We start from the raw sequence: 20,837 nt of genomic DNA, 5'->3' as shown, positions 1-20,837 counted from the left end.
TGGGGTCAATGCGGCGAAGCTCCTCGGCGGCGATGGCTGTCCTCACGATGATCACCCTGGTGGCGGCGGGCTGCGGAGGTTCGGACGCGGCGCAGCCCGGACCCTCGGCCCAACCGGCCGCGCCGTCGACGGCGGCAACGGAGTTCGCGGGCGCGCTGCAGAAGAAGGTCTCGGCCGACGCCATGATGGCCCACCTGAAGAAGCTTCAGGAGATCGCCGACGCCAACGGCGGCAACCGCGCACTGGGGACGCCGGGGTACGCCGCCAGCGTGGACTACATCGCCGGCATCCTGAAGGACAAGGGCTTCGACGTGAAGACCGACGAGTTCGACGTGCGGCTGCCGTTCGCCGAGGATCCGACGGTCACGGTCGGCGGTCAGAACGTCAAGGCCGGACCGTTGATGTACACGATCGGTACTCCCGCCGAAGGGGTCAGCGGGCAGCTCGTTTCGGCGCGCGAGGAGGACACCCCCGGCTGCACCGCAAGCGATTACGACGGCCTCACGCTGACCGGCGCGATCGTGCTCGTCGACCGGGGCGCTTGCCCGTTCTCCGAGAAGCAGGCCGCGGCCGCCGCACGCGGCGCCGTGGCGATGATCGTCGCCAACAACAACGACGGCGACACGGCCGGCGGAACGTTGGGCGAGGAAACCGACGTGAAGATCCCCGTCGTCGGAATCAGCAAGGCCGACGGCGCTCGCCTGCGCGCCAACCCGGCCAACGCCACGATCAAGCTGAACGCCGGGGTACGCAAGGAACGCACCAGAAACGTCGTCGCCCAGACCAAGACCGGCTCGACGCAGAACGTCGTGATGGCAGGGGCGCATCTCGACAGCGTGCCCGAGGGGCCGGGCATCAACGACAACGGCTCCGGCGCGGCCGCCGTGCTGGAAACCGCTGTGCAGCTTGGTAGTTCGCCGAACGTAAAGAACGCGGTGCGCTTCGCCTTCTGGGGCGCCGAGGAGGAAGGGCTGGTGGGCTCGACGCACTACATCGAGACGCTCGACCTCGAGGCGCTCAAGGACATCGCGCTGTACCTCAACTTCGACATGCTCGCCTCGCCGAACCCGGGTTACTTCACCTACGACGGCAACCAGTCCGCGCCGCCCACCGACAGCGTGCCGCGCGTGCCGGAGGGTTCCGCGGGGATCGAACGGATGCTGGCGGCCTACCTCGAGGGGGCGGGAAAGACGCCGCAGGACACCAACTTCGACGGACGGTCGGACTACGACGCCTTCACCCAGGCGGGCATCCCCTCGGGCGGGTTGTTCGCAGGCGCCGAGGACAAGAAGACCAAGGAGCAGGCCGACCTGTGGGGCGGTGACGCCGACGCGCCGTTCGACCCGAATTACCACAAGGCCGGCGACACGTACGAACACCTGGACCGCACGGCGCTCGAGATCCAGGGTCGCGGCGTCGCGTACGCCATGGGGCTCTACGCGCAGGACGAGAGCGGGCGCAACGGCGTTCCCGTGCGAGACGACCGCACCCGCCACACGGCGTCGCAGCCGTGAGGGCGACGGCACTGCTCTTCGGTGTCGTCCTGTCGCTCGCCGCGTGCTCGTCGGCTCCACCGTCGCCAGGCCCCGCCGCCGATCCGGCGCGCGAGCTGGCCGCCAAGGTGACCGTCGACGGCATCTACGCTCGCCTGGAGAAGTTCGCCGACATGGCCACGACCGGCAAGGGTGGCCGGGTCGATGGCACGCCCGGATACGACGCCGCAGTCGACTACGTGGCGGGGACGTTGCGCGACAAGGGATTCGATGTTCAGACGCCTGAGGTTGAACGGCTCGCCCTGGCCCATCCGGGTAACCCGACGCTGACGGTCGGCGGCCGCGACTTCTCCGTCGACCAGGCCTCGCTGCTAGTCAACACCCAGGCGGGCGGGCTCTCCGCAGCCACCCTTCGGCCACGCAAGCCGGCCGGGTGCGCGGCCGCCGACTATGGCGACGTCAACGTACGCGGCGCGTTCGCGGTCGTCGACGACACCACGTGTTCGGTGGTCGACAAGCAGAACGTCGCCGTTGGCCTGGGTGCCGTCGGGCTGCTCGTGGTCAGCGACCCAGGCACCGCGGGCGCGCCGGCGGGGCTGTTCACGCCCGGGTACTACCAAGCGCTGAAGAGTCCAGTCGCGGTGATCGGCAAGGACGTCGACGCGCAGCTGCGCCGGACCACGAACCCGGTGCGCCTGGTGCTGGACGTCAAGTCCGTCTTGGTGAAGTTCCGAAACGTGTTGGCGCAGACCAAGACCGGCGATCCCCACAACGTCGTGGTCGCGGGTGCTCACCTGGATGCGGTGCCCGGCAGCCCGGGAATCAACGACAACGGCACGGGGGTGGCCGCGGTGCTGGAGACTGCGGTGCAGCTCGGCGGCTCGCCGCCGGTGACCAACGCCATCCGGTTCGCCTTCTGGGGCGCGGAGGAGACCGGGCTGGAGGGTTCGACGAAATACGTTCGGGGACTGGACCGGACGGCCATCGCCGACATCGCGCTCTACTTGAACTTCGACATGCTCGGCTCGCCCAACGCGGGCTACTTCACCTATGACGGCGACCAATCGGGTCAGCCCAACCCCGACGTCCCGTTGGCCAGCGTGCCCGCGGGCTCGGCGGGTGTCGAACGCACGCTGGCCGGCTATCTGAACCTGGCTGGAATCCGGCCCGCCGACGTGCCGCTCGGCCGGGCCGCCGACTACAGCGCGTTCCTCGCCGCGGGGATCCCCATCGGGGGGCTGACCACGGGGTCGAACCAACGCAAAACTGAAGTGCAGGAGCGGCTTTGGGGCGGAAGGGCCGGGCAGCAGTTCGACCCGAACTACCACTCGGCGCGCGACACGATCGCCAACGTCGATCGCCGCGCGGTGTCGATCATGGGCCCGGCGGTGGCGTTCGCCGTCGGCACCTACTCGGCGTCCACCGAGGGCGTCAACGGGGTGCCGGCGCGGGGTTGACGGCAAGGCGTACTGCCTAGTCGAGTGCACGCGCGCACTGCATCGCCGACGCAGCCACGCTTCCATCCGATGTCGTTGCGTCGACTATTCTGGAGGGACTCGATTGAAGGTGGTGTACAGGTGACCGAGGTGCAGAAGACCCAGCGCCGAGATGGGAGAACGCGTCCGCCGCCGGTACAAAAACCCGTAACCGGGTCAGGAGTGCGGCATCCCTGGGACACCGGCGATCTCGAACGGAACTGGCAGGGATATTTCATCCCCGGCACGAGGTCAGCGACCTACACGCGCGCGGGCTGTGCGACGGCATTCAGCTGCGACATCCTCGGCCTGACGGGTGGCGGTCCGCCGCACGCGAATTAACTGACGAGTTGGCCTCAGCTCCGACCCAACCTTGTAAGTCCCGAGAGGGCGATCAGCGCCTAGTGGCTGGATGCGTTGCAGGGCCTTCTAGTTCGTAGGAAGGTCTTCGGCGACCGAGTTCTCCTCGCCCTGATCCTGCTCATTGTCGAGACGATCTTCGGACGTGTCGACGAGGTTGTCGAGGTAGGCCCGCACTTCTGCACCCGTCGGATGCTTCTGGAAACCCTTTTCGTGTGCGTCCGGCACGTGGATCGCACCCTGCCAGCTGTCGGCGGCGCGATAAGCCGCGATCGCTTTGAGGGCGTCGTACGGCTTGCATCGCGGATACTCGTCCGTGATCAAGCCGCTGCTCCCGAATGCCTCAGCGAGCAGTCTGGCCGGCGGGTCTCCCTCCAGGGCCCGGGCGAGCGCAAAGACTGGATACGACTGGCCGCCCCACACGCCCTTCAGGGAATGCGTTCCAAGCAGGTACGCGATCCGATCGTCCATAACTTTGTCGCTGTAGTGCTTGAACAGCAGGTGGGCAACTTCGACGGTGAGGACGAAGTATCGACGCGATGCGAACTTAAGGACACGAAAACCTGTATCGATGCTGGGGCCGACGAAATCGATCGCGAAGTCGCCGCTCTCGTCGGAACGATTCAGCGTTGCTTCATTCATCGCTTCCGCGTCCAGCTGCGATCTGCCGTCCAGGATCTGGACTGTGCGGGGAATTGCGACACGACGGTCCGGCGACGGGACAGTTGCAAGGAACGCTCCGCCTTTCAACGTCATCGGTGTCTTGCGGAGGAGATGCTGGCTCTCGAAAGCGAGCATCGTCAACAGCCATGCGTCGACGGCGTCGCTGCACTCCTGCTCAGACTGGATCCGAACGGAGAAGATCACCTCATCGCCGACCGCCTTCCACAGCGACAGCCGGTCGCGCAGACCCGGGCACGAGTCCGCGATCTCTGTCGCCAACAGCGACGGGAACTCGGTATAGAAGGCGAGGAACGTCGCGATCCAGCCGTCAGTGTGGCTCTGCTTGAACTGCGTCGAATTTTGCAGGTCGCAGGAGAGGAACAGTATTGAGCCGTCCTGGTTGAGGCCCGCCGCCATCAGGCGAGGAGGCCGAGGTACTCGGCGCGGACCTTCGCTGCTGGAACGGACACGCCGAAGTGCTCGGCGACCTGCACCATGTCACCGACCGCCGGGTCGAACACTTTCCTGAAGTACGCCTCCGGCATGAGGAGGTTCGACGCGAAGACGTTGGCCTGCGTCTCTGGGACGTTACGACCCAGCCGGGTGAACGTCGATGTGCGTTCGCCTACGAGGTGGCGATCCGGTGCTCGCCAATGCAGGAAGTAGTGCCCAAGCTCATGCGCGATCGTGAACCGGTCACGCAGCACCGAGGTATGCGTGGGAACGAACACGGTAAAATCGCCCGCATCGCGGACGTGAAGTGACTCGGCACGATTCTCGACTTCAATCTCACCGCCGAGTCGATTGAGCAGCTCATACACGTTGACGTTGCCGCCATCGTCAATAACGCCGTGCTGTCGTGCGATCTGTTCGGCATACGTCGCTATGGCCGAGTAAGACAGCGTCGACCGCGGCGCCTGTACCGCGCTCCGAGTCACTGTGTCCACCTCCACGTCCATCATCCATTACGACTGGATAGCTGTGCACCAACCCGTCGCATGCCTTGTAGCCTATTTCAGCTATCCGACAGGAAACGCGTACGGCGATGCTGTGCCGCTCAGTTCGCCCACGTCACGTCATCATCAGCCGATAACACCCGATTAACGCAACGGCGTATCACGGTCATCGATGCAGGCATCGGGCTCAGCCTCTCCACTCAGACGCCCGCGCAGCCGCGGCGGCGGGCGCTACTGATCTAGGCCGAGCGCGCCAGCGTCATAGTCAGCGACTGGCCACGGGACGTAATAGCCTCTGTATTCCTTGGCCCGCTCCAACAAGCGTTGAAGGCGCTCTCCGCCAAGAACTCGAAGCGTGAACTCGTCGGGGTCACCTTGTTTGACGTGCTCGACCACGTACAAATAGAAGTTCGGATTTCGCTTTGCCTCGTCCATTTGTCGCACCTCTAGCGGAAGGTCATAGCCGCGCGTAGTAGTACCGAAAGCCTTGACCTCGATCACGCGAGGCGGCGATTCGATGTCGGCAGGAGCACCTTTGTGGCGGGTGTCTCGCGGGTCGCGCCCCGCCGCACGTTCGAGCTCCATTACCCATGCGATCGCAGCACCCTCGATCGCCTTATTGCCGACAAGCGGAGTCATACGCCGATCATGCCAAAACCCGCGCACGAGCAGGGCCGTCCGAACTGCTTGTCTAACGTGGCGCCGCCGTTAACGACACCTTCCGTCGGCTTAGCGACTCCCTCGGGATTAGCGAGACGGCCGCAGGCTTCACCTCGACTGCTGCAGGGCATGGCGGAGCGACCGACCCGTCATGCGCGGTCAATTCCACCGTTCCGGCGTCGATCGCGTGGAGAATTTGGATCGCCTACTGCTCCGGGTGTGCCACCTCCCGAGCGGTGATGAAGACGCGTAAAGCTCTACGCCGGGGGGAGTTGCAGTGGGACGAAGTACGAATCACTTGACCGTCTCCCAATTCGATCTGCTGCGGTGGGTCGCTGGCGGGTGCAAAGACGGTGTGTACGAGGGCAGCTCGCATCGCGTCTCTGCGCGTGCGCTCCACAACCGGGGCTTCCTTCGTGTCTCAGGCAGCGGCACGACGTGGGCCGTCCAGATCACGCCGAACGGTACCCGACACCTGCAAGAAGAGGCTGTGCGCGTCGAGGCAGAACGAGAACGTGCCCGACGCGAAGAACAGGCCAGGGCCGAGCGCGAACGCGTGAAACAGCAACTCCGCGACCGAGCGGCGGAGTTGCTGCACGACGTCGTCGCAGCGGGCGGGCGTCTTGACCTGGGGCCTAGCGCTGACCCTGAGGAGATCCGGCGGATGCAGCACGCCCTCGCCCAGTCGGGTCGTCTGCCTGAGCGGCAACGCTTGGCCCAGGAGCCCACGCGCATGGATCCCGTCCTGGGACTGACGGTCTACTTGGAGCCAGATTTCGAGGCCTTGACCGCACTGCGCCCGTTCAGCGTTCCTCGCCAACTCCGGGACCCGCATCCCGCTGTTATGGAGTTTCAGAACAAGAAGTCGTTGGTATCGAAGGCTCAAGTCGGTCGTGCCGCGCGATTCCTGCAAGCTCTGATTTCGGCAACAGCCGAAGTTGGTTGGAAGACCCCATCGAAGATGCGCGACATGTCGCCGAGGCGCGGCGAATTCGGCCCCGACCTCTCCCTCCGGCTTCCATCGCGGGAGCTTGTCGTCACGATCCGCGAACTCGACCAAAGCGGTCGCCGTGTGCAGGCGTACACAACCGAGAGGGACTACTACACGCGCACCGAGCGAACGACCGCGAACAAGCACTTCCGAGCATCGGGGAATCTGGAAGTCGCGATCAAGAAACCCTGGGAGGACCAAACGGTTCTGTCCCTGAGAGATACCGTCGGTGCCTCGCTCGAAGAGCAGTTGCCAACGCTGATCCGAGAATTGGAGATCGCCGAAGCTGAAGCGGACTGGTCTCGCCAGGAGGAGTCGCGACGCTCGAAGATCCGCGAGACCCGCTGGGAAGAGGTAAAGCAGGAAGCGTTCACGAAGCTTTCGTACGTACGCAATGCCGAGATGCTCCGTGACCAACTGGAGCGTCGGCAGGCCGCCGCAACCATGCGAACATACGCCAACGAAATCGAATCCCGCGCCGAACAATTCGACGATCCGGACAAAGAAGAGGCTAGAGAGTGGGCTACTTGGGTTCGACAGCACGCCGATCGCACCGACCCCATCAACGGGCCGCTGCACCTCCTGCGCGTCACATCCGCCAGTCACAACGACCTGGCGCCCCATATGAACGGCTGGAGCACCTACGGCCCTTACCGGCAGTAGCAAGTTCGCAGCCCGCTCCCTACTCCCCAAGACACCCACTCCACGGTTCCGTGCATGCCCGGCGGTGTTGCGTGAAGACAAGCACTCGACTATGCAAACCGACAAGTGCAGCTAGTACACAACATTGACGATCTCCTAGGCCCGTTTGGTGCTCCGCCACGATCACGTTGTACCGTCTTGGCTCAGTTCGATGTCTGCACGTACTCGGCGTTCACCGGGGGCGTCAACGGGGTACGACGCGGAGTTGACAGCAAGCCGTACGCATTCCGGCACCCCGTGGGTAGCGGATTTCTCAGCGGGCATGCGTATGAATGACGTTCGTGAAGCAGAGTTCTCGCCGGTACTCGGCATTGTTGGGGCTGGCCACCGCCGTGGCGATGGGGTCGTTGTCGATGGCGTGCAGTACCACCGCTCCGGCGCCGACCACCACGACGTCGACCACGCCAACGACCACGACGACCACCACCACGCCGTCGACCACCGAACACCAGCACGGTGGCCACGGCCCCGGTGGCGGCCCGCAGGTCACCGAGACTGAGACGGTGGCGCCGGGCACCGTAACCAACACCGAAACTCAAACCCAGACGCAGACGTCAATCGCGACGAGTGTGGAGACCGACACTGCGACCGTGACGGTTACGCCGACCCATCAGCAGTACCAGCAACCTCCGCAGCACGACCAAGGTAGGCCCGACCAACACGGGTGACGAACTGGTAGACCCCGTCCTCGTCGGGCGCCAACGGGCCCGGTCGCGCATGGGGTGAGCTCAGCCCGCGTTGCACCGACTCGCAGGCCGCCCAGTCCTGGCGATTGGTCAGATCCCAGAAGTCCACGGCGTAGGAGGGGTCGAAGTCGCCCTGGGCCGCAACGTCTTTCGGGAAGGCCCAGGCGCACTCCACATGCGTCCGGTCGGCCGCGAGCGGGGTCATCAGGTGGGTCATGACGTAGTCGGGGTGCAGGCTGACGAGCAGGTTGGGGTAGCCGACCAAGTACATGACGGTGCGCAGTTCGTGTTCGGACAGCCCCTTGATCGCCACCCCGCCGCTCTTTCCGGACAACGACATGGTCTCGGCCTCGTCGATCATCGACATCCAGCCGCCCATCCACGACCCCTGGAGGTCGAGGTTCTCGCCACTGGTGGGCGGGCTGATGCGGGACAGTTCGGGGTGGATCGTCGAGCAGTGGTAGCACTCCTGGTAGTTCTCGGCGATGACCTTCCAGTTGGTCGCGAGCTCGTAGGAGTGCCGCGCGACGACGGTGAGATCCTCGGGGTGGTAGGGGCCGATGACGTCTTCCAGACCCGCGACGTGGTGGCTGAAGTCGCCGTCGGTACCGCTGGGGTCGACGAACAGCCAGCCGTGCCAGTTCGTCAACCGCAGCGCCGCTAGCCCGAACTCAGTGGCGTCGAAGCCGTCGACGTCCGAGAAGCCGGGAGCGTGACGCACCTGTCCGTCGAGGCGGTACGACCATGAGTGGTAGGGGCAGACGACGTTGCGGCGCTTCGTGGTTGCGCCGCACGCCAGCAGCTCGTGGCCGCGGTGTCGACAGGTGTTGGCGAAGGCGCGCACCTCGTCGTCGTCGCCGCGCACCAGCAGTACCGAGTTGGCGCCCGACCCGACCGCCCGCTGCGCACCGACCCCGACGAGGTCGCTTGCGTGGCCCACGCAGATCCAGCCGGAGAAGATGTTGGCCTGCTCCCACTCGAACACCGCGGGGTCGACGTACGCCTCCCGCGGCAGCATGCGCGAGCTGCCGAACGGCCGCAGTGCCGCGGCCAGGTCGTCAACGGGGACCGGAGCCGGACCATGCTGTTTGAACATACAGTCAGCCTAATCCGTAGGACGGTTGCGGTCTACAGATGTCCGTGAGAAAAGGCGCGCTACGTCTCGCCGGCGAAGGCGCCGATACCGCGATCGGTGGTCGTGTCGTTGCGAGTCATCCGGCGGAAGACGAGATAGCCGAACACCACCGCGATGAACGCGGCCAGCAGCAATAGCGTGGCCAGTGCGTTGAGCGCGGGGGTGGGCGCGGCTCGCGCGGTGTTGTAGATCTTCACCGACACCGGTTCGGTCGCAGAGCCGTTGGACAGATACCGCACCAGTACGAAGTCGTCGATGACGTCCGCGAAGACCAGCACCGTGCTGGCGAAGATCGCCGGCATCAGCATGGGGAGCGTGACCCTGCGCAACGACTCGAGTTGCGAAGCGCCGAGATCCATCGCGGCCTCTTCGTATTGTCGACCGATGGTGGCGAGCCTGGCTCGCACCAGCACAGCGGGATAGGCGATCTGGTAGGTGACCAACCCGACCACCTGAGCCGAGGTACCCAGTCCGAAGGGCAGCGCCAGCGACGTCACCACGAACAGCAGTGCGACGGCGAGCAGCACCTCGGGGATGACGAACGAGATCAGCATGAGCACATTGGCGCCCGACGGGAGCCTGCCACGCCAGCGGTCGATGCCGATCGCGAACATCACCCCGAGCGGGACGGTGATTAGCGTGGCGATCAGTCCGAGTTTGAGTGTCTGGAGCAGCGCCGTGTGCAGCGACGCGTCGTGCCAGACCGACCGGGTCTGGTCGCCCCAGTACCACCGGAACGAGAAGCCTTGCCAGTTGGTTCGGGACCGACCGTCGTTGAACGAGAACATCACTGCGATGAGCACCGGCAGCAGTGACCACACCAGGTACGCGATGGTGATCCCGGCCAGCACGCGGGGGCGCCGCCACGGATCGCGGTACCAGCCGATCGGTCCACGCATGCTCAGGGCGGTCACGTGCGTACCTCGTCGCCCCGCAACGTCACTCGGACGTAGTAGATCATCGGCAGCACTGTGGCGATCAGAACGAGCATGACGAACGCGCCCGCCTGACCCGTCTGGCCAGGGGCCTGGACGCTGTCGTTGATCAGGTTTCCGGCCATCGCCGTCTTGGGCGACGCGGACAGCAGATCGTTGGTGAAGTAGTCACCGAGCATGGGCAGGCAGGTGAGCAGGACCGCCGCCAGCATCGTCGGCCGGCACATCGGCAGCGTCACCCGGACGAACGACGAAACACGGCTGGCACCAAGGTCTCGCGACGCCTCGAGCATCGACTGGGAAAGCCGATCCAGCCCCGCGTACAGCGGCAGGATCATGTACGGCACGTAGCCGTACGCCAGCCCGAGCACCACGACGATCGGCTGCCCGGTTAGCCAGTCCACGCTCACGTCGAACAGGCCGCCGAAACTCAGGATCCTGTTGACCAGGCCGTCGTTCTGTAAGAGGTTGACCCAGGCCAGCATTCGCATCATGTAGCTGATCCAGAACGGCGCGATCAGCAGCGCGATGAGCAGACCCTGCCACCTACCGGCCAGTCGGGAGACGTAGTACGCCACCGGGAACGCGATGCACAGGCACAGGATGCTCGCCGCCCCGACGTAGACCACGGTGCGTACCAGGGCGGGAAAGTAGATGCCGCCGGGGCCGATGCGGGTCAGCACATAGCTGAACTGAGTGGGGTCCCACTGCAACGGATTCCAGACGGGGACCGCGGTACGGAAGATCGGGTCGCGTTGCCCGAACACGATGGCCAGTACCACGTAGAGCGGCGCGAGGAAGAAGAGCAGCAGCCAGCCGATCCCCGGTGCGGCAAGTACGGTCCACAATCGGTTGCCGGGTTCGCGCGGGCGGGCCCGTTCTGCTGCTCGCGTCCGCAGCGCCACCTAAGTCAGGACCCTCCGGAGTTGAACGCGTTCCAGACGTTGCGCCACGCATCTTCGTTGGTGGTATCGAGCTCCAGCAGCCGGTAGCCGGCGTCGAAGTACTCCGGCTTGACGATCGCGGACCGCAGGTTCTCGGGGATGAACTCCTCTGCCACCAGTGAATCCGCGGTGATGGTGTTCTGCGGCGGCTGATACCCGATCGCCGAGAAGTTCTCTTTGGCGACGTCGGGGTCGAGCATGTGGTTGAGGAACAGGTGGGCGAGCACGGGGTTCTTTCCGCCCTTGAGCGTCACCAACATGTCGTTATCCACCAGGCCCTTGCCGTCCTGCGGGAACCAGTACTGCAGGATCTCGGTCCCGACGCCCTCTGGGAGGTAGGACTGCGCGTTGATGATGTCGCCCGACCACATCTGGGACAGCGCGAACTGCCCGGCCGGCAAGTCGCTGTACATGGTGATGGTCACCTTGGGCGACGTCGCCTTCACCAGTGCGGTGAGCTGCTCGCCCACCATCTTCAGGTCGTCGGCCGAGGACGTGTTGACGTCGGTGATGCCCTGCTTGAGCAACACCATCGCCATCGCGGTGTGGAAGTCGTCGATGATCGCGGTTTTGTCCTTGTACGCGGGATCCCACAGCGATGCGTACGGGTTACTGAGTTTCCCGATGTCGGCGGGCACTTGGTCAGTGCGCCAACCGATTCCGGTGGTGTAGATGGTGTACGGCACGGTGTACTGCCAGCCCTGGTCGTACCAGGGGTCGGTGAAGCTCGGCCACACGTTGGAGATGTTCGGGAGGTAGCTGTGGTTGAGCGGGCGCACCAGGCCGCCGGTCACCAACCGGCTGATCTCGGTGTAGTTGGCGTTGTAGATGTCGAAGTCGACTCCACTGCGCAGCTTGGTGATCGCCTCGTCGCCGTCGTTGAACGTCGACACCTCGATCTTGATGCCGTACTTGTCCTCGAATTGCTTGATGGCTTGCGGGCTGAGGTAGTCGGCGTAGTTGTAGATCTTGAGCGTCGCGCCCTTCTCAGGGGCGAGTCCGTCGGCGATCGCCTTGTTGTCGTCGGCGATCGGCCACTTGACGGGGCTGTCCGGTTTCGCGATCGTCAGGCTCGGTCCCGACGACGCGGGGCCGGACTTCGAACACGCGGCGAGGAACGCACCCAACGCGGGTGCGCCCGCGGCCAGGATTGCCGCGCGTTGCAAGAACTGTCGACGGCTCGGCAGGCCTCGATCGAATCCGTTGGGTCCTGGCATGTCGGCCTCCCCGAAAGGTCGTCTCATCTTGTCGCTCGTGAGTACTCTCACATAGACTGAATGCTCAGTCAACCGCTGTTGAGTGGAGGTTTCACCGTGTCATCCTCGGTACTCGAGAGTCCGGTGTCCGACGAAGTAGACCAATTGATCGCCGCTGAACAGCAGGCGTTTCTGAAGCGCCAGCCGCGCAGCACGGAACTCATCGCGCAGGCCCGCGAACACCTCGCCGGTGGGGCCACCTCCAACTGGCAGATCGCCGACCCTCAAGCGGTGTGGTTGAGCCACGGGGCAGGCTCCAAGGTGTACGACGTCGACGGCACCGAGTACGTCGACATGCACGGTGGCTACGGCGCTTCCATTGCGGGACACGCGCATCCGGCCATCATCGCCGCGGTCAGCGCCAGGGTGAGGCGGGGCACGCACTTCGCTCAGCCAACCGAGGACGCCATCTGGAACGCGGGCGAACTCGCCCGTCGCTTCGGCCTGCCGCTGTGGCGGTTCGCGAACTCCGGTACCGAGGCCACCATGGACGCCGTGCACCTGGCACGCGCGCTGACGGGGCGCGACCTCATCATCAAGGTCGAGGGCTGCTATCACGGCCACCACGATTCGGTGCAGGTCTCGGTGCTTCCGGAGGCCGACGAGGTCGGCCCGCGCGACCACCCCACCGGCGTACCGGGCAACACGGGCATCCCCGCCGCGATCCGCGACCTCGTCGTCGTGGTGCCGTTCAACGATCCCGAGGCCGTCGCCCGCGCGCTCGCCGAGCATCGCGATCAGGTGGCCGCGATGATCCTGGAGCCCGTGATGATGAACGCGGGCATCATCAAGCCCGACGACGGCTATCTCGCCGCCATCCGCGAGCTCGTCCACCAGGCCGGGGCGTACCTGATCTTCGACGAGGTGAAGACGGGCTTCACCACGGGTCCGGGTGGCGTCACCGCGCTGACGGGTGTCGTCCCCGACATGATCTGTCTGGCAAAGGCTTTGGGAGGTGGAATCGCGGTCGCCGCGATAGGCGGCACGACCGAGGTGATGTCGGCCATCTCCGATGGGCGCTACGAACAGGTCGGCACCTTCAACGGCAACCCGCTGGCGATGGCGGCCGCAAGGGCGACGCTGTCCGAGGTGCTCACCGATGACGGGTACCGGCACCTCGACGCGCTCGGCGCGCGGCTGCGGATCGCCCTCGACGACGTGATCGCGACGCATGGCTACGACTGGCACGTCGTGACGATCGGGGCCAAGGGCTGCGTGACGTTCCGGCGCGATCCGGTGCGCGAGTTCCGCGACTTCTTGCAGATCGACGCCAGATACGGCCAACTGCACTGGCTGATGCAGCACAATGGCGGTGTGTTCCTCCCGCCCTGGGGGAAGGTTGAGCAATGGCTTCTGTCCGTCCAGCACGATGTCGACGACGTCGACCGGTTCGCGTCGAACTTCGCCCGGCTGGCCGCCGCGGTGGCGGACTGAGCGCCCAGTGACGTCCGGCGGTGCAATCCGGTTGGTGGAGCTCGCGAAGGCCTTCGCGGGGCTGCCCGCCGTCTCGGGCATCAACCTCGACATCCCCGCCGGCCAGTTCTACTCGCTGCTCGGTGCGTCCGGGTGCGGCAAGACCACCACGCTGCGCATGATCGCGGGGTTCGAGAAGCCCGACTCCGGTCGCATCGAGCTCGACGGCCGCGACATGGTGCAGGACCCGCCGCACCGACGGCCCGTGAACACGGTGTTCCAGAACTACGCGCTGTTTCCGTTCATGTCGGTGTCCGACAACGTCGCGTTCGGCCTCAAATACGCCAAGGCGTCCAAGGAGGAGACCAAACAGCGAGTCGGCGAGGCGCTCGACCTGGTCCAGATGGGCGGCTTCGCCAAGCGCAAGCCCGGTCAGCTCTCGGGTGGTCAGCAACAGCGCGTCGCGCTGGCCCGTGCGCTGGTGCTGCGGCCACGGGTGCTGTTGCTCGACGAGCCGCTAGGCGCCCTGGATGCCAAGCTGCGCAAGCGGTTACAGCTGGAGTTGCGCGCTGTTCAACGCGAGGTCGGCATCACGTTCGTCTACGTGACGCACGACCAGGAAGAGGCGCTCACCATGAGCGACCAGATCGCGGTGCTGGCCGAGGGCAAAGTCGAACAGGTCGGGCCGCCGCAGGAGATCTATTCGGCGCCGGCGACGACGTTCGTGGCCGGTTTCCTGGGTTCCGCCAACATCTTCGACGCCGACGTGCTCGACGTGTCGGCCTCGTCGGCGGTCTGCTCGTCGCTGGATACCAGGCTCGGGGCCGCGGTCGACGAGTCGGTGCGGCCCGGACCGGCGGCCATCGTCATCCGCCCGGAACGCATCTCGTTGCAAGCTGCAGGCACACCAGTGGAGCAGGGGCACAACGCCATTCGAGGCACCGTCGCGCAGGTGGTCTACCTGGGTGCCTGTACCCAGGTGCACGTCGACGTCGGAGCCCCGGCACCGCTGGTCGTCGAGGTCCCCAACGCATCAGGGCCCGGTTCCGTGTCCTTCGGCCCGGGGGCCTCGGTGAATTGCGTGTGCACGCACGACGCGGTGCGAGTGCTGCACCGCAGTTCGGCGTCGCCGATCACCGATCCGGTGATCGAAGCGGAGGCCGAAGCGCTCAGCGCGCCTTGACCTTGCCGCGCTTCTTCGCGGCGGGCTTCTCCGGAGGCAGGTTGAGCTCGCGCTCGGCGAAGCGCATCGCGATGTCATAGGCGACGCTCGAGTCGACCTCGGGGTCCTCGAGCGCGACCTGGATCGACAGCCCATCCAGAAGTGCACCGAACTCGAGCGCGAACATCCGCGCGTCGACCTCGATCTCGAGTTCGGACGACGCCTCAGCCGAGCGGATCGCATCGACGATCATCCGACGCCACCGCGCATCCAACTCGACGCGACCCGCCTTGACCTCGTCGTGCCGAAAGGCCTGAGCCCACAGGTCGAACCACAGCCCCCAGGCGCCGGGGATCTCGTTGACCGCCGACGGCACGCACGTCCACTTGATCAGCAGCGAGAGCCGCTCGCGCAGTGACGTGACCTCGGCCAGCATCTGCTCCGCCGCCTCGTAGAACGACTCCTCCGAGTGGCGCAACGCGTCGACGAGCAGCCGGTCCCTTGTGCCGAAGTAGTAGATCACCAGCGCCGAGCTCACGCCTGCCCGCTTGGCCACGTCGGCGATGCGAGTATCGCCAAAACCGCGCTCGCAGATCAGCTCTGCGGCCGCGTGCAGCATTTCGACGCGGCGGGCCTCGTTGTTCTCGGTCGCGGGTGCGGGCTCGGCCATGACGTGAAGACTCTCCCCTCGTGAAGCGACGCTGCTACTTGTCTGCAGCCTAACACTCGCTTAGATTGAACAGTCAGTCAGTCCACACGGGAAGAGGTTCCGATGTCGAATTCCTACGACGCGATCGTGATCGGGGGCGGCCACAACGGGCTGGTCTCGGCGGCCTACCTCGCCCGCTCCGGAGCCCGCACCCTGGTGCTCGAGTCGCGTGGCAGCCTTGGCGGCGCGGCCACCACCGAGGCCCCGTGGGAGGACGCCCCACATCTGCGCGTCACCCGGTTGTCCTACGTGATGAGCCTGATGCCGCCGACGATCGTCCGCGAGCTCAACCTGGAGCGCCACGGGTACAAGGTGCATCCGATGGGCCCGTCCTACCAGGCGTTCCCCGAGGGCGGCTCGCTGATCATCTACGAGGACGACCCCAAGCGCACCCACGAACAGCTGGCCAAGTTCTCCAAGAAGGACGCGGACGCGCTGCCCGAGTACTACGCCTGGATCGAGGGCATCGCCGAGGTGATGGGCCCGCTGCTGACACAGGTGCCGCCGAACATCGGCTCCAAGCGGCCGTCGGATCTGCTCGACCTGGCCAAGCTGGCATGGCCGCTGCGTGGCAAAATCACTCCACGCCTCACCGCGGACATCACCCGACTACTGACCATGAGCATCGCCGACCTGCTCGACGACTGGTTCGAATCACCGCAAGTCAAAGGACTGATGGCCGTCAACGGCATCATCGGAACGTGGGCCGGACCGTGCGAACCGGGCACCGCCTACGTGATGGCCCACCACTCGATCGGCGACGTGGGCGACGGCCAACTCGGCAGCTGGGGGTATCCCGAGGGCGGCATGGGTGGCGTGTCGGAGGCCATTGCGAAGTCCGCGCGCAGCTTCGGCGCCGAGATCCGCACCAACGCAAGGGTTTCCCGCGTGCTGACGCGCGGCGGGCAGGTCCGCGGGGTCGTGCTCGAGAACGGCGAAGAGGTGACTGCCCCGTTGGTGGTCACCACGCTGCATCCGAAGATCGCCTTCCTCGACCACCTTTCGCAAAATGAACTCCCAGAGGATTTCGTTGGCGACATTCAACACTGGAAGACGCGCAGCGGCGTGGTGAAGATCAACGTCGCACTATCCGAGCTGCCCAGCTTCACCGCCAACCCGAGTTCCGGAATGGCCGAGCACCTCACCGGCTCGATCGAGATGGCACCGTCGATGGAATACCTCGAGGCCGCCTTCCAGGAGGCCCGAGTCGGCAAGCCCGCTACGCTGCCGTTCAGCGACGGCGTCATCCCGACGACGTTGGACAAGACGCTCAATCCCGATGGCACGCACATCATGTCGCTGTTCACCCAGTGGTGCCCCGCGGAGTGGGCCAACGCGCCGCACACCGAGGAGCTCGACGCCTACGCCGACCGGGTGATCGATACCTACGACCAGGTGGCGCCCGGCTTCAAGGCGTCGATCACGCACCGCGACGTCGTCGGACCCAACGAGATGGAAGTGGAGTACGGCCTGATCGGCGGCAACATCTTCCACGGCGAGCTGTCGCTGGAGCAGCTGTTCCACATGCGGCCCGCCCCCGGCTTCGCGGACTACCGCACGCCGATCGCCGGCCTGTACAACGGCAGTTCGGCGACCCACGCGGGTGGCGGCGTGTGTGGCATCCCCGGCTGGCAGGCGGCCAGGGCGGCGCTCTCGGACAAGAAGCGTCGCTGGCGCAAGCGATGAAAGACGCACGTCGGGCCGCAGTCGCCGCGATGCTCGGCGCACGCTCGGTGGCCGTGGTGGGGGCCAGCCCCAAACCGGACAGTTTCGGCGAGCGCATGATCATTGAGGCGCAACGCAGTTCGGCCCGGATGCACCTGGTGAACCCGCGCTACGACCGCATCGGCGACGTGGCATGTGCGCGGTCGCTCGCCGACCTGGACGAGGCGGTCGACCTGGTGCTGCTCGGCGTGCCCGACGCCGCGTTGCTCGACCAGTTGGAGGCCGCCGCCGAGGCGGGCGCGCGGTCGGCCGTGCTGTTCGGGGCGGCCAACGGATTGCGAGACAAGGTGGCCGCCATCGCGACCGCCGCGGATATGGCGCTGTGTGGGGCAGGCTGCATGGGGTTCGTCAACAACGCGCTCGGCGTGCGCGCGCTCGGCTACCTGGAACCCGATCCGCTGCCCGCGGGCGGAGTCGCCCTCGTCAGCCACTCCGGTTCGGCGTTCTCGACGCTCCTGCGCGCGCAGCGAGGGTTCGGGTACCGGCTGGCCGTGTCGTCGGGTCAGGAGCTCGTCACCGACACGGCCGATTACGTCGCGTATGCGCTCGACGACCCGCAGACGAACCTGATCGCGCTGTTGATGGAGACCCCGCGTGCGCTGCCGAGGCTGCGGCATGAACTGCTACGGGCCGCACGGCAGGGAGTGCCCGTCGTCCTGCTGCCAGTCGGCTGGTCTGAAACGGGTGCTGCAATGGTCGCCGCGCACTCCGGAGCGCTGGCGGCGAGCGACCTGGCCTGGCAGGCGTTCTGTGACTCCGTCGGGGCGATGCGCGTGCGGGAGCTCACCGAACTCACCGACACCATCGAGCTATTCGCTTCCGGGCGAAGGGCAGCCGGACGCGGGCCCGGCATCGCGACCGTGCACGACTCGGGCGCCGAGCGCGCGTTGACAGCCGACCTCGCGGACGAACTCGGCGTGGCCTTCGCCCCGCTGGCGACGGAGACGAAGTCCGCACTCACCGAACTTCTCGACGACGGGCTGGCCGCCACCAACCCGCTGGACGTGTGGGGCACCGGCGCGGACACCCGGGCCCTGTTCCGGGCCTGCCTGCGGGTCCTGAGCGACGATCCCACGGTGGCCGTCACCGCGCTCGCGGTCGACCTAGTCACCGAATACGACGACGACACGTCGTACGCCGACGCGATCCTCGACGTCGCGGCGGACACGGATCGACCACTGGCCGTGCTCGCGTCGGTGCCCTCGGCCGTCGACCGGGAGACCGCGACGGCGTTGCGCACCAACGGCATACCCGTGCTGGAGGGCCTCCGCAGCGGGTTGGCCGCCCTGGGGCATCTGGCCCGCTGGCCGCTGTTCGTCGAGCCGGCCGCCGTGGCCGTAGACGAGGCCCGCAGGCAGCGGTGGCTGGAGCGGTTGGGCCGCTGGGATCCGGCGTGGGCGTTCGAGCTGTTGGCCGACTACGGCGTTGGCGTCGTCGAGTCGAGGGTGGCGGCGACGTCCGCCGACGTGCTCGCGGCCGCGGCAGTGGTCGGCTATCCGGTGGCGCTCAAGACCCGTGCGGCCGAACACAAGAGCGACGTCGACGGGGTGGTGCTCGGCATCGGCGCCGACGGCGACCTGTATCGGGCGTACGACGAGCTGGCGGAGCGGCTCGGTCCTGCGGTCACCGTGCAGGCAATGGCGGGTAACGGTGTCGAGGTGTCGATCGGCCTGGTGCGCGACGCGGCGTTCGGACTGCTGCTGGTCGTGGCCGCGGGCGGCACGCTGGTCGAGTTGATCGCCGACCGCGTCGTCGCCGTGCCGCCCGTCTCGTGGGATGGGGCGCGGGGTCTGGTGAACGCCTTGCGGATTCGGCCGCTGCTGGACGGCTGGCGAGGGGCGGCAGCGGCCGACGTCGGCGCTCTGGTCGGCGTGATCGTCGCGTTCTCGGCGTTGGCAGGAGAACTCGGCGACGCGCTGGACGCGGTGGAGGCCAACCCGGTGATCGCGTCGCACCGCGGGGCGGTCGCCGTCGACGCGCTGCTGTACCCGCGAAATCAGAAGATCGAGTAGACCTTTCGCACGGTGTCGTGCAGGTCCCAGGTGCCCGTCCAGCCCTTCGGGAACACCGCCATGTCGCCGACGCCGATCTCCTCGGGCGCGCCGCCATCGCGTGTCACCGTCATCCGGCCCGCAACGAGGTAGATGACCTCGTTGGTTTCAAGCGTCCATCTCGACGGCCCAGGCGCGCACTGCCACACGCCGGCCGACGTATCACCGTCGACCCACAGTTCGACGCCGTGGGTGGCCATCTCGGGGCCGGTGGCCTCGGGCAGCGGCCCCCAGTCCTCGAGCTCGGCGTCAGTCGCTTGGGCAAGGATGCTGGTGTTCACTGGGTAGCCTTCTCTGGGAATGGTAGTGAAATGGGTTCGGGGGCAACGCGACTGTTGCCGTCCGCGTCGAAGCGGTCGAGTCCGAGATCGGTGAGGTCGAGCCACGTGCATTCGCCGGTGGTGGTCAGGTCGGCGGCCACCTGGGCGACGCCGGGGCCCCACATCATTCCGTGCCCGGCCGGGCTGGCCACCACCGTGCCGTCGACGGGTCCGTCGTCGGTGAGCAGCGGGCCAAGGATCGGCAGGTGGTCGGGCGTGTAGTCGATGGTCGCCGCCCACGAGCGCCGCAGCCCCAATCCCCGCACCGCCGGAAAGAGGTACTCGATGCGGTCGCGGGCCTTGCGGTAGTACAGCGTGTCGAAGTCGACGGCCGTGCCAGGCGGTTCGTCGGGATTGCTCATGCCCCACAGCACGCCACCCGCTTCGCCTGGCCGCCAATAGATTCCGGACGTCACGTCGAACACCATCGGTACCTCGTGGATGTCGAGGTCGGACGGTGCGGCGGTGACGACGACCTGGTGGCGGGCGCCGCCGGCATATACGCGCCCGCCCGCCGTAGCGCCGACGGCGGCGAGCTTCGGTCCGCCGGTGAGCACGACGTGTTCGGTGTCGATGGGACCGTTCGCCGTGTCCACGCCGACGACGCGGCCGCCGTTGGTCCGGAGCCCGGTGAAGGCGCAGCGTTCGCGCACGTCCACGCCATGGGCGACCAACGCAGCGGTGTAGGCCAGCACGTTGCGCGGCGCGTCGATGTACCCGTCGCCGGGGGCATACGAGGCGCCCATCGTGACGCCTGCGGCCAGACCCGTGTGTCGGGTGTCGAGGTCGGCGCTGCTCAGCCACTCGACGTCGAGCCCGAGACTGCGTTGCAGCGCAATGCGGTCGTGGGCTTGTTGCACTTCGGATTCCGTGAAGCACGGCATGAGATAGCCCTGAGCGACGAAGCCGCAATCGAGCGGGAAGCGATCACCACTGGTCGCGTAGAACTCCTGGCTAAACAGCCCGAGCTTGATCGGAGCCTCGGTGCCGCCCTGCGCGCGGACCATGCCCGCGGCGCGGCTGCTTGCCCCGTCGCCGAGCGTCGCGGCTTCCAGTAGCACCACGTGGCCCACCCCGGATTCGGCGAGCAGGACGGCGGTCCACGCACCGACCGTCCCCCCGCCGACCACCACCACGTCGGCATGAGCGGAACTAGTCATAGCACCAAACGCTGGCATAGACTGAACGCTCAGTCAAGAGC

At 66.4% G+C, this 20,837-nt stretch carries 19 protein-coding genes and 1 pseudogene; 8 read left to right on the top strand and 12 right to left on the bottom strand.

Going from position 1 to position 20,837, the window contains the following annotated elements; genetic code table 11:
* Positions 1 to 8: 8 nt before the first annotated feature.
* The 3 genes and pseudogenes from SLQ33_RS19940 to SLQ33_RS33615 form a co-directional block, all read left to right on the top strand.
* Positions 9 to 1,514 (top strand): M28 family metallopeptidase, encoded by a 1,506-nt coding sequence (locus SLQ33_RS19940; RefSeq protein ID WP_319455607.1) that lies wholly within the window; start codon positions 9 to 11, stop codon positions 1,512 to 1,514.
* Positions 1,511 to 2,950 carry a M28 family peptidase gene (locus tag SLQ33_RS19935; RefSeq protein ID WP_319455606.1) on the top strand — a complete coding sequence of 480 codons (1,440 nt, stop codon included), beginning with the start codon at positions 1,511 to 1,513 and terminating at the stop codon, positions 2,948 to 2,950. Before SLQ33_RS19940 ends, SLQ33_RS19935 begins: the two co-directional genes overlap by 4 nt.
* A 201-nt stretch (positions 2,951 to 3,151) precedes the next feature.
* Positions 3,152 to 3,253: pseudogene (locus tag SLQ33_RS33615) on the top strand (cell filamentation protein Fic); the annotation flags it as partial.
* A 144-nt stretch (positions 3,254 to 3,397) separates the two neighbouring features.
* Here SLQ33_RS33615 and SLQ33_RS19930 read toward each other — a convergent pair.
* The 4 genes from SLQ33_RS19930 to SLQ33_RS19915 form a co-directional block, all read right to left on the bottom strand.
* Complete coding sequence (locus tag SLQ33_RS19930) at positions 3,398 to 4,408, bottom strand: hypothetical protein (protein WP_319455605.1); 1,011 nt, start codon at positions 4,406 to 4,408, stop codon at positions 3,398 to 3,400.
* A complete protein-coding gene (locus SLQ33_RS19925; RefSeq protein WP_319455604.1) occupies positions 4,408 to 4,953 on the bottom strand; it encodes an ImmA/IrrE family metallo-endopeptidase in 546 nt (181 codons plus the stop codon). The genes SLQ33_RS19930 and SLQ33_RS19925 overlap by 1 nt, the downstream gene beginning before the upstream one ends.
* A gap of 225 nt (positions 4,954 to 5,178) precedes the next feature.
* On the bottom strand, positions 5,179 to 5,586 hold the full coding sequence (locus SLQ33_RS19920; protein ID WP_319455603.1) for a protein NO VEIN domain-containing protein: 408 nt from the start codon (positions 5,584 to 5,586) through the stop codon (positions 5,179 to 5,181).
* A 442-nt stretch (positions 5,587 to 6,028) separates the two neighbouring features.
* Positions 6,029 to 6,280: a hypothetical protein gene (locus tag SLQ33_RS19915; protein WP_319455602.1), complete on the bottom strand. Its 252-nt coding sequence runs from the start codon at positions 6,278 to 6,280 to the stop codon at positions 6,029 to 6,031.
* Between the two features lie 60 nt (positions 6,281 to 6,340).
* Between SLQ33_RS19915 and SLQ33_RS19910 the strand changes: the two genes are divergently transcribed.
* Positions 6,341 to 7,261, top strand: coding sequence for a hypothetical protein (locus tag SLQ33_RS19910; protein ID WP_319455601.1), 921 nt, complete (start codon positions 6,341 to 6,343; stop codon positions 7,259 to 7,261).
* A gap of 292 nt (positions 7,262 to 7,553) precedes the next feature.
* Here SLQ33_RS19910 and SLQ33_RS19905 read toward each other — a convergent pair whose 3' ends face one another.
* The 5 genes from SLQ33_RS19905 to SLQ33_RS19885 form a co-directional block, all read right to left on the bottom strand.
* The gene (locus SLQ33_RS19905) at positions 7,554 to 7,829 is read right to left on the bottom strand and encodes a hypothetical protein (protein ID WP_319455600.1); all 276 of its coding nucleotides are present in this window, start codon (positions 7,827 to 7,829) and stop codon (positions 7,554 to 7,556) included.
* A gap of 68 nt (positions 7,830 to 7,897) precedes the next feature.
* On the bottom strand, positions 7,898 to 9,082 hold the full coding sequence (locus SLQ33_RS19900; protein WP_319455599.1) for an aromatic ring-hydroxylating dioxygenase subunit alpha: 1,185 nt from the start codon (positions 9,080 to 9,082) through the stop codon (positions 7,898 to 7,900).
* Between the two features lie 59 nt (positions 9,083 to 9,141).
* A complete protein-coding gene (locus SLQ33_RS19895; protein ID WP_319455598.1) occupies positions 9,142 to 10,035 on the bottom strand; it encodes an ABC transporter permease in 894 nt (297 codons plus the stop codon).
* Positions 10,032 to 10,961, bottom strand: a complete 930-nt coding sequence (locus tag SLQ33_RS19890) for an ABC transporter permease (protein ID WP_319455597.1) — start codon at positions 10,959 to 10,961, stop codon at positions 10,032 to 10,034. The genes SLQ33_RS19895 and SLQ33_RS19890 overlap by 4 nt, the downstream gene beginning before the upstream one ends.
* A 5-nt stretch (positions 10,962 to 10,966) precedes the next feature.
* Entirely contained in the window at positions 10,967 to 12,217 is a 1,251-nt protein-coding gene (locus SLQ33_RS19885) for a spermidine/putrescine ABC transporter substrate-binding protein (RefSeq protein WP_319455596.1), read from the bottom strand.
* A 96-nt stretch (positions 12,218 to 12,313) separates the two neighbouring features.
* Here SLQ33_RS19885 and SLQ33_RS19880 point away from each other — a divergent pair, with 96 nt between their 5' ends.
* Positions 12,314 to 13,690, top strand: a complete 1,377-nt coding sequence (locus SLQ33_RS19880; protein WP_319455595.1) for an aspartate aminotransferase family protein — start codon at positions 12,314 to 12,316, stop codon at positions 13,688 to 13,690.
* Positions 13,691 to 13,697: 7 nt separating this feature from the next.
* A complete protein-coding gene (locus SLQ33_RS19875) occupies positions 13,698 to 14,852 on the top strand; it encodes an ABC transporter ATP-binding protein (RefSeq protein WP_319455594.1) in 1,155 nt (384 codons plus the stop codon).
* On the opposite strand, the gene SLQ33_RS19870 is transcribed toward SLQ33_RS19875, so the two are convergent.
* Positions 14,839 to 15,501, bottom strand: a complete 663-nt coding sequence (locus SLQ33_RS19870; RefSeq protein ID WP_319455593.1) for a TetR/AcrR family transcriptional regulator — start codon at positions 15,499 to 15,501, stop codon at positions 14,839 to 14,841. The two genes, SLQ33_RS19875 and SLQ33_RS19870, sit on opposite strands and share 14 nt — an antisense overlap.
* A gap of 102 nt (positions 15,502 to 15,603) precedes the next feature.
* Here SLQ33_RS19870 and SLQ33_RS19865 point away from each other — a divergent pair, with 102 nt between their 5' ends.
* Both SLQ33_RS19865 and SLQ33_RS19860 read left to right on the top strand, forming a co-directional pair.
* Positions 15,604 to 17,226, top strand: coding sequence for an NAD(P)/FAD-dependent oxidoreductase (locus SLQ33_RS19865; RefSeq protein ID WP_319455592.1), 1,623 nt, complete (start codon positions 15,604 to 15,606; stop codon positions 17,224 to 17,226).
* Positions 17,223 to 19,277 (top strand): acetate--CoA ligase family protein, encoded by a 2,055-nt coding sequence (locus SLQ33_RS19860; RefSeq protein ID WP_319455591.1) that lies wholly within the window; start codon positions 17,223 to 17,225, stop codon positions 19,275 to 19,277. The genes SLQ33_RS19865 and SLQ33_RS19860 overlap by 4 nt, the downstream gene beginning before the upstream one ends.
* Here SLQ33_RS19860 and SLQ33_RS19855 read toward each other — a convergent pair.
* On the bottom strand, positions 19,262 to 19,597 hold the full coding sequence (locus tag SLQ33_RS19855) for a cupin domain-containing protein (RefSeq protein WP_319455590.1): 336 nt from the start codon (positions 19,595 to 19,597) through the stop codon (positions 19,262 to 19,264). The genes SLQ33_RS19860 and SLQ33_RS19855 overlap by 16 nt on opposite strands.
* Positions 19,594 to 20,796 (bottom strand): FAD-dependent oxidoreductase, encoded by a 1,203-nt coding sequence (locus SLQ33_RS19850; RefSeq protein WP_319455589.1) that lies wholly within the window; start codon positions 20,794 to 20,796, stop codon positions 19,594 to 19,596. The genes SLQ33_RS19855 and SLQ33_RS19850 overlap by 4 nt, the downstream gene beginning before the upstream one ends.
* Between the last annotated feature and the right edge of the window lie 41 nt (positions 20,797 to 20,837).

The organism is Mycobacterium sp. RTGN6 (assembly GCF_033804605.1).
GTDB lineage: Bacteria > Actinomycetota > Actinomycetes > Mycobacteriales > Mycobacteriaceae > Mycobacterium.
The sequence above is the reverse complement of the archived record's forward strand: the minus strand, read 5'-3'. Positions and strand labels throughout refer to the sequence as shown.